Raw genomic sequence first — 20,113 nt, 5'->3', positions numbered from 1 at the left:
GTCTTGTTTCCCTTAGGCATCCAAGCGGCCGAGTTCACGAATGGCGCGTTGTTCAAGTTCTTCTTGTTTGTTGAGAAGCTTGCTCATGCTGGCGTACATGCGGGTGATTTCGATCATTTTCGCCATCTCGGTTACGCTCTCGACATTCGAGCTTTCAAGGGAGCCTTGCAGTACACTGGTATTTTCTGCCGGGATTGGATTGTTACCTTCAAAGAGGTTACTACCTGTTTGGGACAGTTGTTGCGGGTCATCAAATTCAACAATTGTCAGCCGGCCCAACTCGCCTTGAGCACTTGAAACCAAGCCAGACCTATCAATGGTGATTGGTTGATCTTCTTGAGCGATCTGCAGTGCCGCACCTTCTACCAATACCGGGTTGCCGCTATGGGTTATCAATGTGCCATCAGGGTCTAACAGTAAGTTGCCTGCGCGGGTATATTGAGGGCCTTGCACTGTTTCGACAGTTAAAAAGCCCGGGCCTTGGAGTGCGATGTCCAAAGGATTGCCGGTATTGCGCAGTGTGCCATTCGCAAAGTTTGTGCTCGTGCCGTAGTCGTGGGAGTATGACAAATTACGTTCAGTAGCCGGCAAGCTTTTAACGTGCGCGACAGGCATCAAGTATTCTTCAAACAACATCTGCTGGGTTTTAAAACCAGTCGTATTGATGTTAGCCAGATTATTGGCGGTGTTATCGAGCTGACGACGTAGCGATATTTGTCGGGACAGACCGATGAGTTGTGCATTATCCATTTTTTGCTCCCCAGCAAATGCCTGAATGGTGTTCACGCCTCTCCCCAGAGGCGAACCAGTAGGCGTTAACTAATTAGCAAATTGCGTGCCAAACTACTTAACGGCAAAAAATATGGGGTCCTTTACGGTAGTTCGGTAGAAATAAACAGTTTTTGCCTACTAAAAATTGTTAGTAGGTAGGAACTGCCTACTGGTGATTTGCGGTTAAACTGTTAAAAATGGTTAATGAAAAAAATTAAGTTAATGCAAATTAATTTAACGTTGTTGTAGTTGGGGCATTTATGAGTGATGTAACGCAAGAAGATGAAGGCTTAAAGAAAGGCAAGCGCAATGGCTTCGTTCGTTATGGAGCGATAGCGCTTGGTTTGCTGTGTCTTCTTGCTGGGACAGCCTACAGTTTAGGCTGGTTTAGCTCTGATAATCAGCTGATTGAGGGAACAGAAGAGCGAAAACCTGTCGTTTTCTACGATTTGCCGGAGATGCTGGTTAACCTTTCAACAGAAGGGCAACTCACTTACCTTAAAGTTCGCATTGCGCTTGAAATGGAAAGCCGGGAGATGATTGATCAGGTCGAGCCATTTCTGCCTCGTATCATGGATGCTTTCCAGATTTATCTTCGTGAATTACGCCCTGCAGACCTTGAAGGGTCAGCAGGTTTGTTTCGGTTAAAAGAACAGCTTCTTCGGCGCATAAATGTAGCGGTATATCCGGCGCGTGTGGATGGTATTCTTTTTAAAGAAATACTGATTCAGTGAGGTGGCGTAATGTCAGATAATACGCAACCTGAAGAAGATGACGATGACTTGGCTGCTGCCTGGGGTGCTGCCCTCGAAGAACAAGGGGCGGGCAACGCTGAGGATATTGCGGCTCAGTGGGCTGCTCTGGTTGATGAAGACGACGGCGAAAATGAAAATAATGGGCGTGGTGCGGACCGCGTTCTCAATCAGGAAGAAATTGATAATCTTCTTGGCTTTAATATTGATGAAACGCTTAGTGGCAATGAAAGCGGCATTCGGGCACTCATTAATTCGGCAATGGTTTCTTATGAACGCTTGCCGATGCTTGAGATTGTTTTTGACCGTTTGGTGCGTTTGACGACAACTTCTCTGCGCAATTTTACATCAGATAATGTTGAGGTTTCGCTGGATTCAATTAATTCAGTCCGTTTTGGAGACTACCTGAACTCGATTCCTTTGCCTGCGATTCTCGGGGTTTTTAAAGCCAATGAGTGGGATGGCTTTGGCTTGGTTACAGTTGAGTCTTCGCTGATCTACTCTGTTATTGATGTTTTGCTCGGTGGCGGGCGCGGCTCTAGCACCATTCGCGTTGAGGGGCGCCCTTATACGACGATTGAAAGTAATTTGGTGCGTCAGATGATTGAAATCATTCTGGCCGATGCCGAGCATGCTTTTGAGCCATTGTCACCCGTTAAGCTACCGCTTGAGCGCTTGGAGACCAACCCACGTTTTGCGGCAATTTCGCGACCGGCCAATGCGGCAATCCTTGTTGAGCTACGCATTGATATGGAAGATCGTGGCGGTAAAGTCGAGATTTTATTGCCGTATGCCACACTGGAGCCTATCCGCGAGTTACTCCTGCAAATGTTCATGGGCGAAAAACTCGGGCGTGATTCCATTTGGGAAGAGCATTTGGCAAGCGAGGTTTACAGCTCTGAAGTGAATGTGGACGCGGTGCTTTATGAAAGCCAGATTTCACTCAGACGGGTTATGGGGTTTGAAGTTGGGCAAACACTGGTATTTGACGTGGGGCCCAAAGACCCGATTGCAATTAAAAGCGGTGGCATACCACTTACCGAGGGAGTTCCAGGCTCCGTTGGTTCCAATGTATCCGTGGAAATTTCGCGCCGATTACGGCAACCAAAAATGACTCTAGCAGCCTTTGAAAAGTCTATGCGTAGTGATGAGGAGCATACCTAATGCAACTGGGTTTGATTGTTGAAAGTGTTGTTGCCGTGCTTCTGGTTATTACCATTGGCTATTGTTGGACATTGAACAAGCGCTTAAAGGGGCTACGCTCTGATGAGGCTTCTTTGCGGGCGACTATTGGCGAGTTGATAACGGCGACGGAAATTGCCGAGCGTGCCATTATGGGCCTTAAATCAACGGCAGGTAGTGCTGATCGAACACTTGGTGTGCGGCTGGGCGAGGCTGAAGCCGTTTCCAAGAAGCTCTCCGAACAACTGGATGACGGGGAAGAAGTTCTCGGGCGGATTGACCGTGTTGCAGAAAAGGCAAAGGCAAGCGCGAAAAGCCATAGTGAAGCACCAAAGCAGCGCCAAGAGGCTCAGCAGCACAATCGGCAGCAAGAAAAACGAGAGGATGATAATTTACGCGCTCCTTTGGAAACTGCGCCTGAGTTTGAGACATCCTATACACCGCGTAAGCGTGTTACGAGTGATTTGCGCCGGGCTGCTAATGAAACTGCATCGCGCCTGGAACAATACCGGCGTAGGGCAGGGGGTCGCAGCGCGTGAAGATTAGATTGTTACCTATTGTTGCTTTTGCTGGCAGCGCTTTACTTCTACTTAAAATCCTTGGTCTTGTACTTGAAGACAAGTACGAGGTTGGTTTCGCACGTTCTGCGGTGGCGCAGCAAGATATTCGCGAGGCATCTTCGGCGGACGGTGATCTCGTAGCCCAAAGTGAAGCAGCGGGTGAAAATGCTCGGGAGGCTAGCCAAGCGAATGAGCAGGATGTCATTCGCCGTGTCGATGGGCCAAAGAATATGGTGGAAGACATTGGGGCTTCACCTTCTGAGCGAGCTGTGTTGAGCAGTTTGGGTGAACGCCGCGATGAGCTTAACAAGCGGGAGCAGCAGCTGGATTTACGTGAGCAGATGTTGCAGGCAACTGAAGAGCGTTTGAATAAAAAGATGCTTGAGTTGAAAGCGCTTGAAAAAACGGTTGTCACTACGAAAAAGCAAGAAAAAGAAGAGAAAAACCAGCAAATTCTGGATTTGGTGAAAATTTACGAAAGCATGAAAGCCAAGAATGCCGCGCGCATTTTTAATCGGCTTGAAATGTCTATTCTAATTGAAGTGGTTAAAAAAATGCAGCCAAGGAAAATGGCTGATGTATTGGCCGAGATGGACCCGGCTGTAGCGGAGCGGCTAACCATTGCACTGGCTTCTGGTGGGTTGAAGGTTAAAAAAGTGGGAACGGCTATGCTGCCGAAAATTGAAGGCAAATAAGCCACTGGGTTTCTATGTATTTGAACGGGTTAGCTGTTATTAGGCTTGGCGGCTTGTGAAAGAAGTTGGTGTGGTGAACGAGCTGATAAAATCAAATGATTGCGAGAACACACTTCGTGTATGGGGGGCTGTGCAGTTGCGCCATGCCCAAGTCGTGGGCTCTTTGCTTAGATTCGCCATTGTATTATTTGCCATTAGCTTTACTGGCTTTACGTGTGCGTTTGCTGCCATGCCAGCAAAGATACGAGCACAAGAAGAACAAGGTTTTGCACGCATTGTCCTTAGCTTTACCGACCGCACACTTTTGCCAAGCTACGAGGCTTCGATCAACTCAGGTGTGTTGAAGCTGGCTTTTCCGAAGGGCATTGATGTAAATGTTGATGATGTTCCCGGGGCGCTTAAAGACTATATTTCTATTGCCAGACGCGATCCTGATGGCACGGCTTTGCGCTTTGCACTCAAGCAATCTGTTACAATCAACAGTATGGAAGCAGGCGAGAAGCTGTTTATTGACCTCTTGCCATTGAGCTGGACGGGTATGCCGCCAGCACTGCCGAAGGATGTGGTTGCTGATTTAGCGCGGCGTGCTGATGCGGCGTTGAAGCGTGTACATGAGCTTGAAGGCAGTAAAAAGCGGCGTTTACTACCAGAAGTGCGGTTGAACGTGGGTGTTCACCCAACTTTCTCAAGACTGGTTTTTGACTGGAACGTTCCTTTTAAAAGCTCGTTTGTGCGTAATGAAGACATGGCACAGGTTATTTTTAATCACGATGTTAAGTTGGATATTTCGCAGATTGTTGCGGACCCACCTAACGGGATTAAGAAGGTTAGTAGTTTTAACGAGAATAACGAGCTTTTCTTTCGTATGCGTCTGGATCCAACGGCCGATTTACGTGCTTTCAGAGAAGGGCAAAGTTATGTTATTGACGTGACCCCAAAGCGTGTCACACCTCAAGATGAAGCTAACCAAATCATTAATGAGGCCGTTGCTCCTGATGAGAAGCAAATTGAAGAGGCACAGGGGCTTGTCATTTCTTTAGGTGAGCAGCTTCCCTCTGCGCCAGTAAGTGGTGGCGATTTGGCTCAACCTGTGGCACCGCCGGTAGACCCGATACAGAAAAAAGCCCCCCCTGCACCAAAACCGCCAATGAACCTGTTGGGAGCTGAAGGCAATCAGGGGTTGCCAGTTAAGGCAGTGCAAAATTATGGTAATGGGCCGGAATTGACCCCTCCAGAAACATTGCCAGATGCAACACCTAGTGATGAAACTGTTTTGGTGAAACAAAACTTGGATGGTGTACCACAACCAAGACCTAAACAGGATGATTTGATAGGAATAATCTTGGCGGGGAGTGAAGCTCTAAGTGATGAAAACGCGCTTCAGCAGAGTTCTAATCAACTAAACGAAGAGCAAGCAACGACGAGGCAATCGGCCTTGGATATGGCTCAAACTGAAAAAGGTCAACCTATTGAGAAGGTTGATAAAAAAAGTACTCCTGCACCGGAAAAGCCAATTGAGACGAGTAAAGTTGAAACTTCGGCTGCTGTAAATACTGAGCGGCTTGATGTGCCGGAAAATGCTGCAAATACGCCACAGCAGGATGGCCTTAACAAACAGCAGGACAGCCGTAAAGATAAGAGGCTAACCGCCGAGAGCTTGTTGCCGACGAAAAGTAGTTTTATGGCAAACCGAGTGAACGTGGAAGCAAGCCGCATTAATAAAATAGCCCGTCTTGCCTTTGAGTTTAACGAGGCAACTGCTGCTGCTGTGTTTCGTCGTGGTGATATTTTGTGGTTGGTGTTCGATAGTCCGTTGACTGTTAATTTGGGGGCGAGCCGGACAACACTTGGTAGGTTAAGCCATTCGATAAAGAGTTACCGCGAAGGCGATGCGCTTGTTGTGCAATTCGAACTGGTTAAAACGGCCTTGGCGTCATTAAACGAGCAAGGAAATTCTTGGATTTTAAGTGTTGGAGACAAGGTGGTTTCGCCTTCAAAATCAATTGATGTTGAACGGCGTATATCTCAATTAAAAGAAACCCAACTGAAATTCTCTTTCAAAACAAGTGGTAAAATTCATCGCCTTAAGGATATTCGTGTTGGTGACGAAATAATTGTTGCAACTGGTTTGGCACCAGTTCGTGGCATTGCCCATGAATTGTCCATGGTACCGTCTACTGTTTTACGCTCCTTACAAGGTGTTGCAGTGGTGCCCATGGTCGATGGTCTTGCCTTGGTTCATCATAAAGATGGTTTGATATTGAAGAAAGAGGGAGGACTTGCGGTTTCACGGCAAGGTACGTTGGTCGAACTTGTCGATGAGGACCCAAAGGAGGCGTTAAAACGCCCTGGTTTGCTGGAGTTTGCAACTCTTACAACAGCAAATGATGCGGCTTTCCTTGTGAAATTAAGGGCGCTTGAAGTGGCCACGGCTTCAGCTGAAGGAGATCAGCTGACCGGCTTGCGACAGGATATGGCGCGGTTCTATCTTGCCCATGGCTTTGCCGAGGAAGCTATAGGAATGCTCGGGTTGGCAGCGCAGGATTCACCGGAAATAGCGAATGATCCCAGTTATCTTTTAATGCAGGGGGCTGCTCAGGTGCTGGCGCACCGTTCATTAGAGGCTAAAAAAGTTCTTGATGATGAGCGATTGAAAGACAATCCGGATGCTGCTGTTTGGTTGAGCTTGGCTGATGCACAGTTGGAAGATTGGGCCGGTGCTTATTCTGCGCTCAGTCATTCAGAAAAGGCGATTTCCCGGTATCCGCTTTCCTTGCAGGCCGATTACTATCTGGCCGGGGCGCAAACACAGCTGGAACTTGGAAACTATGGCGATGCGCAAAAATTTCTCTCGTTTATTGAACCGCAAAATGTGAGCAAAGATCAATCGATACTCTACGACTTTCTTAGGGCGAAAACGTCAGAGGCGCTAGGGCAAACCAGTGGTGCTTTAGAGGTCTATAATTACATTAGTGGTGAGAGTGATGGCCCCATTGCCGCCAAAGCGGCGTTACGCTCTATACGGCTAAACTATCAAAATGGCAGTTACTCCATTCAAGATGCAATTAAAGCGCTTGAAGGGCTTGCAGCCTCTTGGCGTGGAGATAAAACGGAACTGCGCACACTGCAATACCTGGCGGAGTTACAAACAAATTCAGGTCAGTATCGATCGGGGTTTGAGGCAATGGCGCAGGCAATACAGTCTGACCCAGATTCTGACATTACACGTGATATTCAAAAGCGTATGGCAGAGGTGTTTGCCGATTTATTCCTTCGTGGTGGCGCGGCGCAAATGGATCCGGTAACGGCTTTGGCATTGTTCTATGATTTTCGTGATTTGGTACCAGCTGGACGGCAAGGCGATTTGATGGTGCGCCGGCTTGCCAACCGTTTGGTCGATATGGATTTACTGGACCAAGCGGCGGCGATTTTGCAACATCAAATTGATCACCGGCTGAAAGGTGCCGCCAAAGCGCAGATAGCTGCTGATTTGGCTGTGGTTCACCTACTTAATCGCAAGCCGGAGAAGGCGCTACGCGTGCTTAGCCAAACACGGCAAGGCCAATTGCCAGACCCGCTCTTACATCAGCGAAATATTGTGGAGGCTCGTGCCCTTGCCGAAAGCGGTCGCCCTGATCTCGCGCTTGAGCTCGTACGTAACATGCATGGAACGGATGTAGATCGCTTACGCGCTGATACACTTTGGGAGGTGAAGTCGTGGCGCAAGGCTGGTGAGCAACTGGAAAAAATGCATGGTACGCGCTGGGCCGAACCGACGCCGTTAAACGAAGTTGAACGTCATGATATTTTGCGTGCTGCAGTGGCATATGCGATGGGCGAGGATAGAATTGGTATTCAGCGTTTGACGCAGAAATATGGTCCCAAAATGCTTGATAGCCCCCAAGCCAATGCTTTTGATGTCGCAACTCGTTCTATGGAAGATAAAGGTGTTGAGTTTCTCAAGGTGGCTAAGTCGGTCTCAACCGCTGACAGTCTTGACAGTTTTCTTGACGAGTATCGCCGCCATTATTTGTCGTCTAAATATTGGCGACAGGACGAGGAGCAACCTCAACGCGTGCTCATGGAAAACGATGCAAGTGTCACCTCTGATGACTTGGTTGAGTGATATGCTTTTTTGAAACTAGATTATAGGTGTTTGCCTATGGTTCAAATGAGCGAAAAAGCAATTGTGGTAACTAAAAGTATCGGCTGAGATCGTGCGGAAGACCAGAGTTGCAGCGCGTGCTCTTTATCTTATTTTATTTACTGTAGTTTGAGAACTATCTTCAATAATTGAACCTGAGCGAATGCTTTGTTGTTCTCTATGGCTAAGTGCCAGTGAAGCTGCGTACGAGTGAACCGGCAATGAGTTGCCATCCGTCAATTAGCACGAAGAAAATCAACTTAAAGGGCAAGGAGATGACAACAGGTGGCAGCATCATCATGCCCATAGACATGAGTATTGAAGCGATTACAAGGTCGATGATCAAGAAGGGTAGATAAATCAGGAAGCCGATTTCGAATGCACGGCGAAGCTCACTAATCATAAAGGCTGGTACCAATACCCGCAGGCTTATCTGCTCTGGTGTTTCAGGAGCTGGCTTGCGCGAGAGCGATTGAAAGAGTTGAAGGTCTTCTACTCTCGTTTGGGTTCGCATGAAGATATGAAACGGCTCGACCACACGTTCCATTGCCTGGTCTATTTCGATCGTTCCTTGCGCAAGCGGCTTTAAGCCTACGTCATATGCTTGCTCGAATGTTGGCTCCATAACGAAGGCAGTTAAAAAAAGAGCCAACGAAATCATCACAGCATTGGGCGGCGCTGTTTGTAAACCAATGGCCGAGCGTAATAGCGAGAGCACCACCACAATACGCGTGAAGCTGGTGACCATGATTAAAATGCTTGGTGCCAATGACAGTATGGTCAACATGGCAACCATTTGCATGGCACGCTCGGTTAGGCTATTGGCACCACCAAAATCTATATTGATCGTCTGTGCAAGTGCTGGGGTTATGTAAAGCCCCAGCAATGTGGCAAAGAGACCCAGATAGAGATGCTTTTTCCTAGTTTTTATCTCTGGGTTTATTTGCTTTTCTGGCATTAATGGGGGTTGAGCTCGTTTAGCAAGTCCGCCATTTCACGTTCCATTTCTTTAGCGACTTTGTCTTCATTCTTGTTTTTTGTCGTTTTGACTTCAGCTTGTTCGTCGGCTGTCTTTGTTTCTTGTGTGGAAGCCTTTTCTATATGATCTACAAGGTCCAGTTGTTGGTCCAGATCGGGAGATGATTTTGTGTCGTCTTCTTTGTCTGTTTGCTTTGCGCTGGCAGTGCTTTCCTGCTTGGCAGCACTTTCAGGTTTTGGCTCTGCGTTCGCCTGTACTGGTGCTGTTTTTTCTTCAGTAACATCAAGCTTTAAAGCTTCTTCAAGATCAATGTTAATGTGTTTTTTAGCTTCACTCGCTTTGGATTCTTGTTTTTCATTTGTAGAAGCCGATACCTGCAATTTAGGTAGTTCACTCGCTAGTTTTACAGCATTTTCAACCGGATTACTGTCAGTGGTTTTGGCTGCTGCCTCATCACCTTGTTGCGGGTTGGGCTTTGCGAAAGCACTTGCAGCCCTTGCTGCAGGGCCGGCAGATGGCGGAGTTACGGATGCTCTAGACGCGGCCAATGCCCTTGCTGCAGCTACCTGCTGTGCTTGGCGCTGAGCTTCTGTAAGCTGGGCATCATCAGTATTGCCATGTTTTGTTTTGAGTTCGCCCTTGCGCAAACGTTCTCGGCTGGCAGCTAGGTGACGTTGATACTCAGCTGTAGAGCGCGCTTGGCGCTGAGCTGGTGACATATTAATAGCCGGTTTTAGCGCTTGAGCTTCTGGTGTAAGGGGTACTTTTAGTACTTGAGGCGGCTTTTGTTGTGGCGCTACTGGTAATGGCGTTTCTGCTTTTACGTGCGCTTGTTGTGGCTGCGGTTGCTGCACGGGTCTTGAGACATCATTGGTGTGAGGCGCAGCTTTAGCTTGGGGGGGAGGGGGTGTCTGCGCTGTTGTCTGAGCTGGGGCATAGGCTGGATTTGCTGTAAAATTAGCCGGTTGCTGTGGCGGTGCTTTGACCGTTGCAGCGGGTTGCATAGCACGCACGATGTTTGGCTCAACAACAATGTCTGTTTGTCCGCCAACAAGTATTAAATGCTCAACGTTATCGCGGCGGATCAGAAGAAGACGGCGCCGTGCGTCAACATCAGTGGCGTCCATGATAGCAATGCGTGGTTGGCGATTGCGGTAGCCCTTATAACTGGTTCTGGCGAAGCGTTTCAAAAAAGGCACGATGATTGCAATTAATGCCACAACAAAGGCAAGTGATATGATTGCCGTAAAAACTGTTGCAGTTCCTTCAGAAAGACCAAAGCTGGCCACGAGCCAATCTGACATTCACATCCTCACTAATTGTCAATCCACACGAATTATGCAGATCCATAAAACTACCGGTTTTCGTTGCTCTAGCTTCATTGGCGAGTTTTGGCAGCACACCTTGAAAACCAAATAAAATCTATCTTCTTTCTTTAGGGGGAAGTTGGGGGAATGACAAGCTCTGATAGGTGCCGCTTTTCGCTTCTGTTGACTTGCGCACAAGCCAAGTACAGACGGCTTTGGCTTTACTTGCCTTTTGTGAGCCACTCAGGCTTTGATCTCAATGGATATTTAGATTTTAAATCAGTATTTTACGACAGGATGAAAAATATAAGAGATTAATATTACTAATGATTGGGTAAGAATTGCCCAGTTAAGGAAGTCAGTCACCACTAAAATTACCAAGGGAAAACAATAGGTTTTTTGAAAATCGCTAGACTTTTAAGGTTTCTATGGTTTATATTAACTAATTATTAACCATGGGATGCGGCAAGAAGTGCCGTGTTGTACAGGCGTATTCAATGGTCTTTAGGGGATAGTCATATGTCGCTTGCAAATTTGCCGATACTACAAGCCTTACGTAATAAACTTGACTGGCATCAGCAAAGGCAAGGGATTCTTGCGCAGAATATCGCAAATGCCGATACCCCTGGCTATGAGAGTAAAGATATCGCGCCAATCAGTTTTGATGAGGTTCTGGCCAACAACAGGCACGATGTTGCTTTAAAGCGGACGAATTCGGCTCACCTAGGTGCAGATAAGGTGCAAATGACGGCAAGTTCACGCTCTTATACCTCTACTGGTTATGAGGTGACACCTGATGGGAATAGTGTTGTTTTGGAAGAGCAAATGACAAAGCTTGCTGAGAACCAGATGGAGTATCAGCTCGCCACCAGCCTCTATTCAAAAAGCCTGGGTATTTTGAAAAGCGCACTGCGTAAGTGATTGTGAGTTAAGAGATGGACTTTTATAAATCAATGCAGATTGCTGCTTCAGGCTTGAAAGCACAGACAGGCCGGATGCGGGTGATTGCTGAAAATATTGCCAATGCGGATTCTACAGGGCGTACACCAGGTGCCGACCCTTATCGTAGAAAAATGGTTAGCTTTGAAAACAAATTCGACCGCGAGGTGGGAGCTAATTTAGTTGAGCTTGCCAAAGTGCAAGAAGACAAAAGTGCGTTTGAACTTCGTTACGATCCGCACCACCCGGCGGCAAACACAAAGGGTTATGTGAAAATGCCTAATGTTAGTACGCTTGTAGAGGCGGCAGATATGCGCGAAGCCCAGCGTACTTATGAAGCTAATTTAAATGTGATCAAGGCAAGCCGCTCGATGATGCAGCGCACACTGGATATTCTTAAGGGTTAAGGTGTTTTTGGCGAGGAGTAGGGGTTCCTTGTCTTTAAAGGGGTGAAAGATGGCAAATCCAACAATTGCGGCAAGTGCTTATAGTGCGGCAGCCAATTTGCTGAATCCGGCAGATAGTGCCGAGGGCGGTGCGGGTTCTGACCCTGCTTTTGGGCAGTTGGTGCAATCGGCAATTGAAGAGGTTAAGAAAACAGGGCAAGCGAGTGAGGCACAAACTCTCGACCTTGTTCAGGGAAAGGCAAATGTTGTTGATTTGGTTACCGCTGTTTCTGAAACTGAATTAGCAATGGAAACTGTTGTATCTGTTCGGGATCGGGTTATTTCTGCTTACGAAGAAATAATGCGTATGCCAATTTAGTTGAGATTGCATTGTTATGAATGGTGCGGAAGTTCTTGATATTGCATCTTCGGCGATATGGACGTTAATTTTGGTTGCTGCTCCTGTAATGCTAGTGGGGCTGTTTGTGGGCATTGTTGTTGCTCTATTTCAAGCTCTTACTCAAATACAAGAAGCGACACTGGTTTTTGTTCCTAAAATCCTTTCGATTTTTGTTGCTTTGTTGTTAACACTGCCATTTATGGGGGCAACGATGAGTAGCTTCACCCGTGAAATAACACAGCTCATTATTACAGGTTTTTAAGAGTGGCTCGCCATTAGGGCTTTACTGGTGTGAGAGAAACAGATTTTGCAAAGGTTGCTATGTAAACTATGAGCTTTGATCTGGGGTTTCTTTCGGCCTATACAACTGTTTTTTTTCTAATTTTTGCCCGTATCGGGACTATGGTTATGTTGGTACCTGCTCTAGGAGAGCGGGGCATACCCGTGCGCATTCGGCTAACGCTTGCATTGATGTTATCTTTAGTCCTTTACCCGATTGGACAAGGGGAGTATCCCGCTGAAGATCTTGGCAAGCTACTGCCACTCTTAAAGCTCGTTACAGGTGAGTTGCTTATTGGCTTTTTTGTTGGGTTGGCCATGCGCATACTTGCTTATGCCTTACAAACTGCCGGTGCTTTGATTGCGAACCAAAGCGGGCTTGCCTTTGCTATGGGGGGGGATATTACCAACTCCGGCCAGCAAGGGGCACTGCTGGGTAGTTTTTTAGCACTGCTTGGTACGACTTTAATTTTTGCTAGTAATATGCACCACATTATCATCATGGGTTTGGGGGATAGTTTTTATTTATTTCCTCCAGGTCAAGGTTTACCAACTGGTGATTTGGCAAAAGTTGCTATCATGACCACAACGCATGTCTTTTCCATTGCAGTGCGGTTAGGTGCTCCTTTTATTTTGTTTGGCCTGGTGTTTTACTTTGGACTTGGCTTATTAAACAAGCTCATGCCTCAATTGCAGATTTTCTTTCTGGCAATGCCCGTTAATATCATGATTGGTTTTGGCCTATTAATGCTATTACTGGTTACTATGATGGGCTGGTACATGAGTGAGTTCAGGCAGGCTCTTGAACTGTTTGTGGTGGGGTAATGGTGGTTTATGGCTGATGAAACCGATGATTCAGAAAAAACCGAAGAACCCTCGCAAAAGCGTCTGGATGATGCGCATAAGAAGGGTGATGTCGCCAAATCGCAAGAAGTGAGTACTTGGTTTGCGTTGTTAGGAACTTCGCTGGCTCTTGTGCTATTCTCCAACAGTACAGCTAGTGATTTAAAGCAATTATTATCCTATTTCATTTCGCATGCTGATACGATTGAAGTTGATGGCAGTGGGCTGGTTAACTTATGGGCACAAACAGGCCCCGCACTTTTATTTGTGTTAGCTTTACCATTGTTTTTCATGATCCTTTTTGCTGTTATGGGGAATATTGTCCAGCATAAACCTATAGTTAGTGCCGAGAAGATAATACCGAAATTTGAGAAGGTCTCGCCGTTAAAAGGTATGAAACGGTTGTTCTCACAAGAAAGCCTGGCTAACTTTATACGGGGGCTTGTCAAGATTTGCTTGGTTTCAACCTTGATGTTCTTTGTGTTGTGGCCTGAACGGGATCGGATTGATACCCTTATTTTTCGGGATACTAAGTTACTTCTTATCGAAACTAAAGAGTTGTCACTTAAGCTGGTAGGTGCAATCCTTGCTGTTATGACAGTGTTGGCTGCCGTTGACTATTTATGGCAAAGACAAAGCTGGTTAAAAAAGCAAAGGATGACCAAGCGTGAGGTGAAGGACGAATACAAGCAGCAAGAAGGGGACCCGCAGATTAAAGCAAAAGTTCGGGAGTTGAGAATTATGCGCTCCCGACAGCGGATGATGAGTGACGTTCCAGGAGCAACGGTTGTTATTACCAACCCAACTCACTTTGCTGTAGCGTTGCATTATGAAGAGGGGATGGGAGCGCCTAAGTGTGTTGCAAAAGGGGTTGATAGCTTGGCGCTGCGCATTCGTGAGGTCGCCAAGGATGCCGATGTTCCTATCGTTGAGAATCCACCTTTAGCGCGCTCACTCTATGCTGCGATTGACCTCAATGATTATGTGCCGGAAGATCAATATGAAGCTGTGGCTAAGGTTATTGGTTATGTTTTACAGTTAAAGAAAAATAAATAGCTTTGGTAGAACTAATTGTTTTGCGGGTGGAGTTGGGCAGCGCTGTCTTTACAGGGGCGAATGGATGAGCAGGGTCGATATGAACTTGGGCAGAGGTACGGGGACAACCAATACACCCCAGGTTAATCTTAGTCTTCTTATGGGACTTGGGCTTGTTATGGTCGTTGCTCTGGCCTTGTTTACGCTTTGGGGGCAACAAAGAGCCGCTCCTTACGCCATGGGACTGCTCGGGGTTTTGGCTGTTATTGGTATCTTGGGTATTTTTGCCAGTGCACTTGGCGTTATACGGTTTTCTGCGGTGGCGCGTAATGAGGTGCTCGTTTCTGCTATAATTGAAACGCAAACAGAAGCTTGTTTGGTGTGTGATCAAGACGGCAGCATTTTGTATGCCAATCAGGCTTACATGCATATGTCAGGTACTGACGATTTAGACCAGTTACGGGGTATTGTGCGGGTTTTCTCTTGTGAGCCGGAAGCTGCTGATGCGATTTTCCGTTTAACTCAAGCGGTACGGCAAAAGCAAAGCGGTTTTGAAGAGATCAGATTAAAAAATGCCATCAATGCACAGCAGGCAGGGCCGGCCTGGTACCGTGTTCGTGTTCGTCCATTAAAATCGGTTGAAAGTGTAAGCGCAAAACAAGAGTTATTTGTTTGGCAGGTGAGTGATATAACGCATGAACGACGTGACCAGGAAACGTCTTTCCAGGAGTTGCAGCGCATTATTGACTTCTTGGATCATGCGCCCTGTGGTTTCTTTTCGGTCGATATCGCGGGTAATTTTGTTTATGTAAATGCCACATTAGCTGATTGGTTGGGAATAGACCTTGCCCGCTTTCAGCCCAAGCAATTGCATTTTAGAGATTATGTAAATGGAGAGGCTGGTATTGCACTAGAAAATCTTCATGGTGAAGATGGCGAGATTATTACGGAGCACTATAATCTTGATTTGAAAGATAGTCGTGGCACCATACTTCCTGTTGAGCTGATCCATAGAGTACCTTTTGGACATGATAACAAGGCAGGCGATAGTTTAAGCTTGGTGATGCAGCGTACCGTTGCACAAGGTACTGAGGGTGCCTTGCAGTTATCAGAACTGCGGTTTGAGCGATTTTTTAATAATTCTCCCGTTGCTATTGCTGTTTTAAATAGTGAGGGTGTTATTCGTCGCGGCAATACTGCGTTTTTACGTAGTTTCAGTGGGGCCAATAGTATTGGAGTGAATTTTCCTTTGACACTTCTGGTAAATGAGGTGGAGCGCGATAAGGTTAGTGATGCTTTCCAGCTTGTTTTAAGTGGTCAGGGTAGTGGCACTCCATTGGAGGTATCGCTGAATAGTGATGACGGCTTACGTAGTGCAACCCTTTACTTTTCTCAGATGACTGATGAAGACAACCCCGAGGAAGCGGTTGTTGTTTATGTTGTTGAAACGACGCAACAGCGTGCTTTAGAATTGCAATTTGCACAAAGCCAAAAAATGCAAGCTGTCGGGCAGCTCGCTGGCGGTGTAGCACATGATTTTAACAATGTTCTCACTGCAATAATCGGTTTTTCCGATTTACTTTTGGCCAGCCACCGGCCAACGGATCCGGCTTTTCAAGATATTATGAATATTAAGCAAAACGCCAACCGGGCAGCGGGTTTGGTGCGGCAATTGCTTGCTTTTTCCCGGCGGCAAACGATGCGGCCGAAGGAACTGTATTTGAGTGATGTTCTCGCTGATCTTTCAAACTTACTGGGGCGTCTTGTTGGTGAGAAAGTTGAATTAAAAGTTATTCACGGACGCGATTTATGGCCGGCGATGGCTGATGCCAACCAGCTTGAGCAAGTAATAATGAATTTGGTTGTGAATGCCCGTGATGCAATGACTGATGGCGGGGTCGTGACAATTCGCACTCAAAATGTTGCTGCGGGTGATACGCGTTTTTTTGAAGGCGCTAAAGGTAGTGTTGAAGAAGCTCCTTCAGGTGATTACGTGCTGATTGAAGTGGCTGATGACGGCCATGGAATGAGCCCAGAGATTTTGGAGAAGATATTCGAGCCATTCTTTTCTACCAAGGAGGTTGGAAAAGGAACAGGTCTTGGCCTTTCAACGGTTTATGGGATTGTTAAGCAAACGGGTGGTTATGTTTTTTGCGAAAGTGCGGAGGGAAGTGGGACGACCTTCAGGGTATTTTTGCCGCGATTCATTCGTGAAGAAAAAGAGGAAGACAAAACTCCGGTTGCGGAAAAACAGGAATTGGCCGATTTAACAGGCTCTGCCAAGATTTTACTCGTTGAAGATGAAGAGGCTGTGCGTGCTTTTGCTGCAAGGGCATTAAGCTCGCGCGGATATGAAGTATTTGAGGCTGCAACCGGTGCTGAAGCGCTTGAAGTTATGGAGGAGTGCGAAGGGGCAATCGATCTGGTGGTTTCTGATGTAGTTATGCCTGAAATGGACGGGCCAAGTTTGCTGGTTGAGTTACGTAAGAAGCGTACTGATTTAAAGATTATTTTTGTTTCAGGCTATGCTGAAGAAGCGTTTGAAAAGAATTTACCAGAAGGAGAGAAATTCACCTTCTTACCTAAGCCATTTACGCTAAAGCAATTGGCTATGACCGTAAAAGACGTGCTTGAGAGTTGAGTGTTATAGTAATGAACAGCAGTTCATTCAGTTTTTTGTTAATCCCATGATTTTCAAAGGTGAATAATTATTCATTATTTGGGTACTTAGGGTGGGAGTTTTTTGCCGTTTGATCGGATTTGAACAAACGGCAAGTGTTAACTTCATTGCACCAGAAAAAGAAGTCGATAATTTGGGCATTTGAGCCCTTTAAGCACCTACTGCTTTAAGAGGTTGGGCAAGTTGATTTCTGTTCAGAGTTATTTTTAAGTTGTTGTAGGCTGGCTTGTGTATTGGCATCGCCAGGCAGTTTAAAGGAGCGTTCGTCAACCGTATATGCATTATTAAGCAATGCTAAGTCCTGAACAACGAGTGTTTTGCAGGCATTTCCAGAGAACCGAATACGAATGCGAATGAGCCTTTCACCTTTATCGGATGGTCCAAACTCCTCGTCCAGAACTTCATTTCTTCGACCTATGGCATTTTCCATTATCACCATGTTGCCCTCATTACGGGTGATAATTGTCCCCTTTTCTTCGGCACTGCTGACTAAAGTTGTTCTCACTTGTTCTGGACTTGCGGCAATAACAATTGACTGTGTACCCTCTTCACGACGCTCAGAATTGAGATTGGTTGCACGTTGACTTGTTAATGAGCTACATGAAGCGAGTCCCAAAAGGCAGCCTAAGCTGATTATAGCAATATTCCGCATTATTAACCTCTTCGTATTTGATGCAACCAAGCCATGTTCTTCCATAGTTATAGCTGGTTATGACGGTACAGATTAGAGCGTGCTGTAGGCTCCCGATATCTGGCAGCTATGAACTTTGAATGACAGCTTAGTAATTCGTAACTGACCTGTGACTTGTACCAGAATACGTGCCATTCTATGATTAATCTTTCGTAAGGGATAAAAGCCTGTTTGATACTATCGTTCATTCTAGTGCCTTTAATTTATGGCGAAAAATTTAAAAGCGGTCAAATCTTGATATTTTTTTAGATGAAAAATTATTGTGAATGGTAAATTGAGTGAGCCCTCAATTTACCATCTGTGTTGTTAGGCCGTGTACTCTTTCGCGATTTCAGCAGCGAGGCGGGCATTATTTTTAACAAGTGCGATATTAGTTGTTAAACTGCGCCCTTCGGTGAGTTCAAAGATATAGCTAAGAATAAACGGCGTTACATTTTTAGCTGTAACTTTTTGTTCTTGTGCTGCTTTGAGGGAGCGCTCAATAAAACTGGACATCTCCTCAGCGGGAATTTCGCTTTCAACCGGTACTGGGTTTGCAATAAGCTCACCACCATGATTGCCAAAACATTCTCGTGTTTTCAATAGGTTGGCAATATCTGCTGTTCGATCAAGTCGAGTTGTGAGTTCAAGGCCACTTTTGCGAGACCAAAAGGCGGGCAATTCATCACATTGATAACCAATGGTTGGTACTCCACGGGTTTCGAGTACTTCTAATGTCTTGGGTAAATCTAGTAGTGCTTTGGCACCAGCGGCAACGACACAAACAGGAGTTCGGGCTAGTTCATCTAAATCAGCTGAAATGTCAAAGGTTTGTTCTGCGCCACGATGTACACCACCTATGCCGCCTGTAGCGAAAATTCGAATACCTGCTGCGTGGGCGGCCATCATTGTTGCTGCAACAGTTGTTGAGCCGTAGCGCCCCATGGCTATGGCAAAAGTAAGATCGGCACGTGAGCACTTCATAACATCTTTTGCTAATGCTAATTCCTCAAGTTTTTCATCATCTAAACCCACATGAAGTTCGCCTTTCAATACGGCAATTGTAGCAGGAACTGCACCATTTTGACGTATAATGTTTTCAACCTCACGAGCTGTCTCTAAATTTTGTGGGTAGGGCATACCGTGGGTTATTATTGTGGATTCAAGTGCGACAACAGGGGCTTTGGCGGCGAGGGCGGCTGCGACTTCAGCAGAGCGGTGAATTTTCATTTTCAACTCCAAACTGGGTTAAGGGTTTTTGTTGGTTTTGTTTTAAGTGATACGTTGTTCCAAAGCTTTGACGGTAAGTTTACTTGGCGCAGCCCCTGTCGATCCAACAGTAATGGCCGATGCTGCTAAGCCATAATCCAATGCTTCTAAGGGGTTATTTGTCTTGGTGTAATTGTAAAGAAAACCTGCGATAAAAGCATCTCCTGCGCCGGTAACATCGACAATTTCGCTCGCAAGGACATCTTTTTGTATTACCTTACCTTGGTGGCAGATGTGAACGGGCCTGTTGCTATCTGTGATGATTACTAAATTACATCCTTCCCGATGCATTTTAATTGCCATTTGCGCTGGAGGAGTGTTTGTTGAACATGCCAATAAGCTTGCTGCTTCTAACCGGTTGGTGAATATTATGTCTATGTGGGGTAAAATTACTTTTAACTTCGGTGCTTTAGCAACAGAGACAGTATCGGCACAAAGGAGCTTATTGCCCTTATTGTGCGCCAGCGAAAATAATAGGTCCGATTGCAAATTTGTTTCACATAACCAAATTGTTGCCGCCATCAATTGAGGGGATAAATCGCATTTTTGTTTTGGAATAGGTATGCAGGTGGTAATTTCGCTATCACATACTGCTGCAAATAGGGTGCCGTCCGGTTCATGTAGCGCCAAGTAAGATCCCGTGCGACCATTTTGAACTCTATGTATGCCGTCGGTGTTTATACCAAGCTGTTCTAAGTGGTGTTTCAAAAAATCGCCATCGCTATCACAGCCTAGAGCGCCAATAAGTGTAGGTGGCATATTTAAACGCGCTAATGCTCTGCATATGTTCGTCGCAACACCGCCAGGTCTTGTAATGATTTTACCAGGTGTGGAGGTGTCGTGGTGAATCGCTTGGCTGGCATGCGATATGCGGTCTAGGTGTATTGCGCCTATGACAGCTATTTTTGAGTTTTGAAGATAGCTTGGGCTCTTATTCATAGTGTGAGAGGTAACAGGATGGACTATATGATGCAATAAGTTGTAGTGGTGGCTGAATGCCGCGCTGTAAAATTATGAATTGAGATTGCTAGGTTTTGCTGTGTTCATGGTGCTTACGGAAAAACTCGGAGTAAAGAGCATTACAGGCGGCAGTTTATAATCGCGAATATATGGTACTTCCCACGGAAAATACAAACTAATTACCCTAGATTAAAACTTTGGGATATTAGAGGGGAGATCAAACCGCTGCTTCGAGAGGTGGCTAAAGGTTAAAGCTTTGGCA

At 46.1% G+C, this 20,113-nt stretch carries 18 protein-coding genes; 12 read left to right on the top strand and 6 right to left on the bottom strand.

Features of this window, described 5'->3' with window-relative positions:
• Positions 1–12: 12 nt before the first annotated feature.
• Entirely contained in the window at positions 13–750 is a 738-nt protein-coding gene (gene flgF, locus AYK67_RS09740; protein WP_068086429.1) for a flagellar basal-body rod protein FlgF, read from the bottom strand.
• A gap of 281 nt (positions 751–1,031) precedes the next feature.
• Between flgF and AYK67_RS09735 the strand changes: the two genes are divergently transcribed.
• The 5 genes from AYK67_RS09735 to AYK67_RS09715 are packed head-to-tail and all read left to right on the top strand — an operon-like array spanning position 1,032 to position 8,086.
• Complete coding sequence (locus AYK67_RS09735) at positions 1,032–1,505, top strand: flagellar basal body-associated FliL family protein (protein ID WP_068085674.1); 474 nt, start codon at positions 1,032–1,034, stop codon at positions 1,503–1,505.
• Between the two features lie 9 nt (positions 1,506–1,514).
• A complete protein-coding gene (fliM, locus tag AYK67_RS09730; protein WP_068085672.1) occupies positions 1,515–2,687 on the top strand; it encodes a flagellar motor switch protein FliM in 1,173 nt (390 codons plus the stop codon).
• Positions 2,687–3,244: a DUF6468 domain-containing protein gene (locus AYK67_RS09725; protein WP_068085670.1), complete on the top strand. Its 558-nt coding sequence runs from the start codon at positions 2,687–2,689 to the stop codon at positions 3,242–3,244. Before fliM ends, AYK67_RS09725 begins: the two co-directional genes overlap by 1 nt.
• A complete protein-coding gene (locus AYK67_RS09720) occupies positions 3,241–3,960 on the top strand; it encodes a MotE family protein (protein WP_068085667.1) in 720 nt (239 codons plus the stop codon). Before AYK67_RS09725 ends, AYK67_RS09720 begins: the two co-directional genes overlap by 4 nt.
• 55 nt (positions 3,961–4,015) lie before the next feature.
• Positions 4,016–8,086, top strand: a complete 4,071-nt coding sequence (locus AYK67_RS09715) for a tetratricopeptide repeat protein (RefSeq protein WP_068085665.1) — start codon at positions 4,016–4,018, stop codon at positions 8,084–8,086.
• Between the two features lie 202 nt (positions 8,087–8,288).
• On the opposite strand, the gene fliP is transcribed toward AYK67_RS09715, so the two are convergent.
• Entirely contained in the window at positions 8,289–9,062 is a 774-nt protein-coding gene (gene fliP / locus AYK67_RS09710; RefSeq protein ID WP_068085663.1) for a flagellar type III secretion system pore protein FliP, read from the bottom strand.
• The gene (locus AYK67_RS09705; protein WP_068085660.1) at positions 9,062–10,387 is read right to left on the bottom strand and encodes a flagellar biosynthetic protein FliO; all 1,326 of its coding nucleotides are present in this window, start codon (positions 10,385–10,387) and stop codon (positions 9,062–9,064) included. Before AYK67_RS09705 ends, fliP begins: the two co-directional genes overlap by 1 nt.
• Positions 10,388–10,909: 522 nt before the next feature.
• Between AYK67_RS09705 and flgB the strand changes: the two genes are divergently transcribed.
• The 7 genes from flgB (at position 10,910) to cckA (ending at position 16,913) form a co-directional block, all read left to right on the top strand.
• Entirely contained in the window at positions 10,910–11,311 is a 402-nt protein-coding gene (flgB, locus tag AYK67_RS09700; RefSeq protein WP_082735739.1) for a flagellar basal body rod protein FlgB, read from the top strand.
• A 14-nt stretch (positions 11,312–11,325) separates the two neighbouring features.
• A complete protein-coding gene (gene flgC / locus AYK67_RS09695; protein WP_068085656.1) occupies positions 11,326–11,736 on the top strand; it encodes a flagellar basal body rod protein FlgC in 411 nt (136 codons plus the stop codon).
• A gap of 49 nt (positions 11,737–11,785) precedes the next feature.
• Positions 11,786–12,094, top strand: coding sequence for a flagellar hook-basal body complex protein FliE (gene fliE / locus AYK67_RS09690; protein ID WP_068085654.1), 309 nt, complete (start codon positions 11,786–11,788; stop codon positions 12,092–12,094).
• Positions 12,095–12,110: 16 nt separating this feature from the next.
• Positions 12,111–12,377: a flagellar biosynthesis protein FliQ gene (gene fliQ / locus AYK67_RS09685; protein ID WP_068085652.1), complete on the top strand. Its 267-nt coding sequence runs from the start codon at positions 12,111–12,113 to the stop codon at positions 12,375–12,377.
• A gap of 68 nt (positions 12,378–12,445) precedes the next feature.
• Positions 12,446–13,219: a flagellar biosynthetic protein FliR gene (gene fliR / locus AYK67_RS09680; protein ID WP_068085650.1), complete on the top strand. Its 774-nt coding sequence runs from the start codon at positions 12,446–12,448 to the stop codon at positions 13,217–13,219.
• 9 nt (positions 13,220–13,228) lie between these two features.
• A complete protein-coding gene (gene flhB, locus AYK67_RS09675) occupies positions 13,229–14,293 on the top strand; it encodes a flagellar biosynthesis protein FlhB (RefSeq protein WP_068085647.1) in 1,065 nt (354 codons plus the stop codon).
• A gap of 64 nt (positions 14,294–14,357) precedes the next feature.
• A complete protein-coding gene (cckA, locus tag AYK67_RS09670) occupies positions 14,358–16,913 on the top strand; it encodes a cell cycle histidine kinase CckA (protein WP_068085646.1) in 2,556 nt (851 codons plus the stop codon).
• 205 nt (positions 16,914–17,118) lie between these two features.
• Here the strand turns inward: cckA and AYK67_RS09665 are convergent, their stop codons facing one another.
• The 3 genes from AYK67_RS09665 to AYK67_RS09655 form a co-directional block, all read right to left on the bottom strand.
• Complete coding sequence (locus AYK67_RS09665) at positions 17,119–17,604, bottom strand: hypothetical protein (protein ID WP_068085642.1); 486 nt, start codon at positions 17,602–17,604, stop codon at positions 17,119–17,121.
• A gap of 345 nt (positions 17,605–17,949) precedes the next feature.
• Positions 17,950–18,852 (bottom strand): pseudouridine-5'-phosphate glycosidase, encoded by a 903-nt coding sequence (locus AYK67_RS09660; protein WP_068085640.1) that lies wholly within the window; start codon positions 18,850–18,852, stop codon positions 17,950–17,952.
• A 42-nt stretch (positions 18,853–18,894) separates the two neighbouring features.
• Positions 18,895–19,830: a carbohydrate kinase family protein gene (locus tag AYK67_RS09655; RefSeq protein WP_068085638.1), complete on the bottom strand. Its 936-nt coding sequence runs from the start codon at positions 19,828–19,830 to the stop codon at positions 18,895–18,897.
• Between the last annotated feature and the right edge of the window lie 283 nt (positions 19,831–20,113).

It is taken from the genome of Polycladidibacter stylochi, from assembly GCF_001562055.1.
Lineage (GTDB): Bacteria > Pseudomonadota > Alphaproteobacteria > Rhizobiales > Stappiaceae > Pseudovibrio > Pseudovibrio stylochi.
Note: the sequence above shows the minus strand (reverse complement) of the source record. Positions and strands in the feature narration are given on the sequence as shown.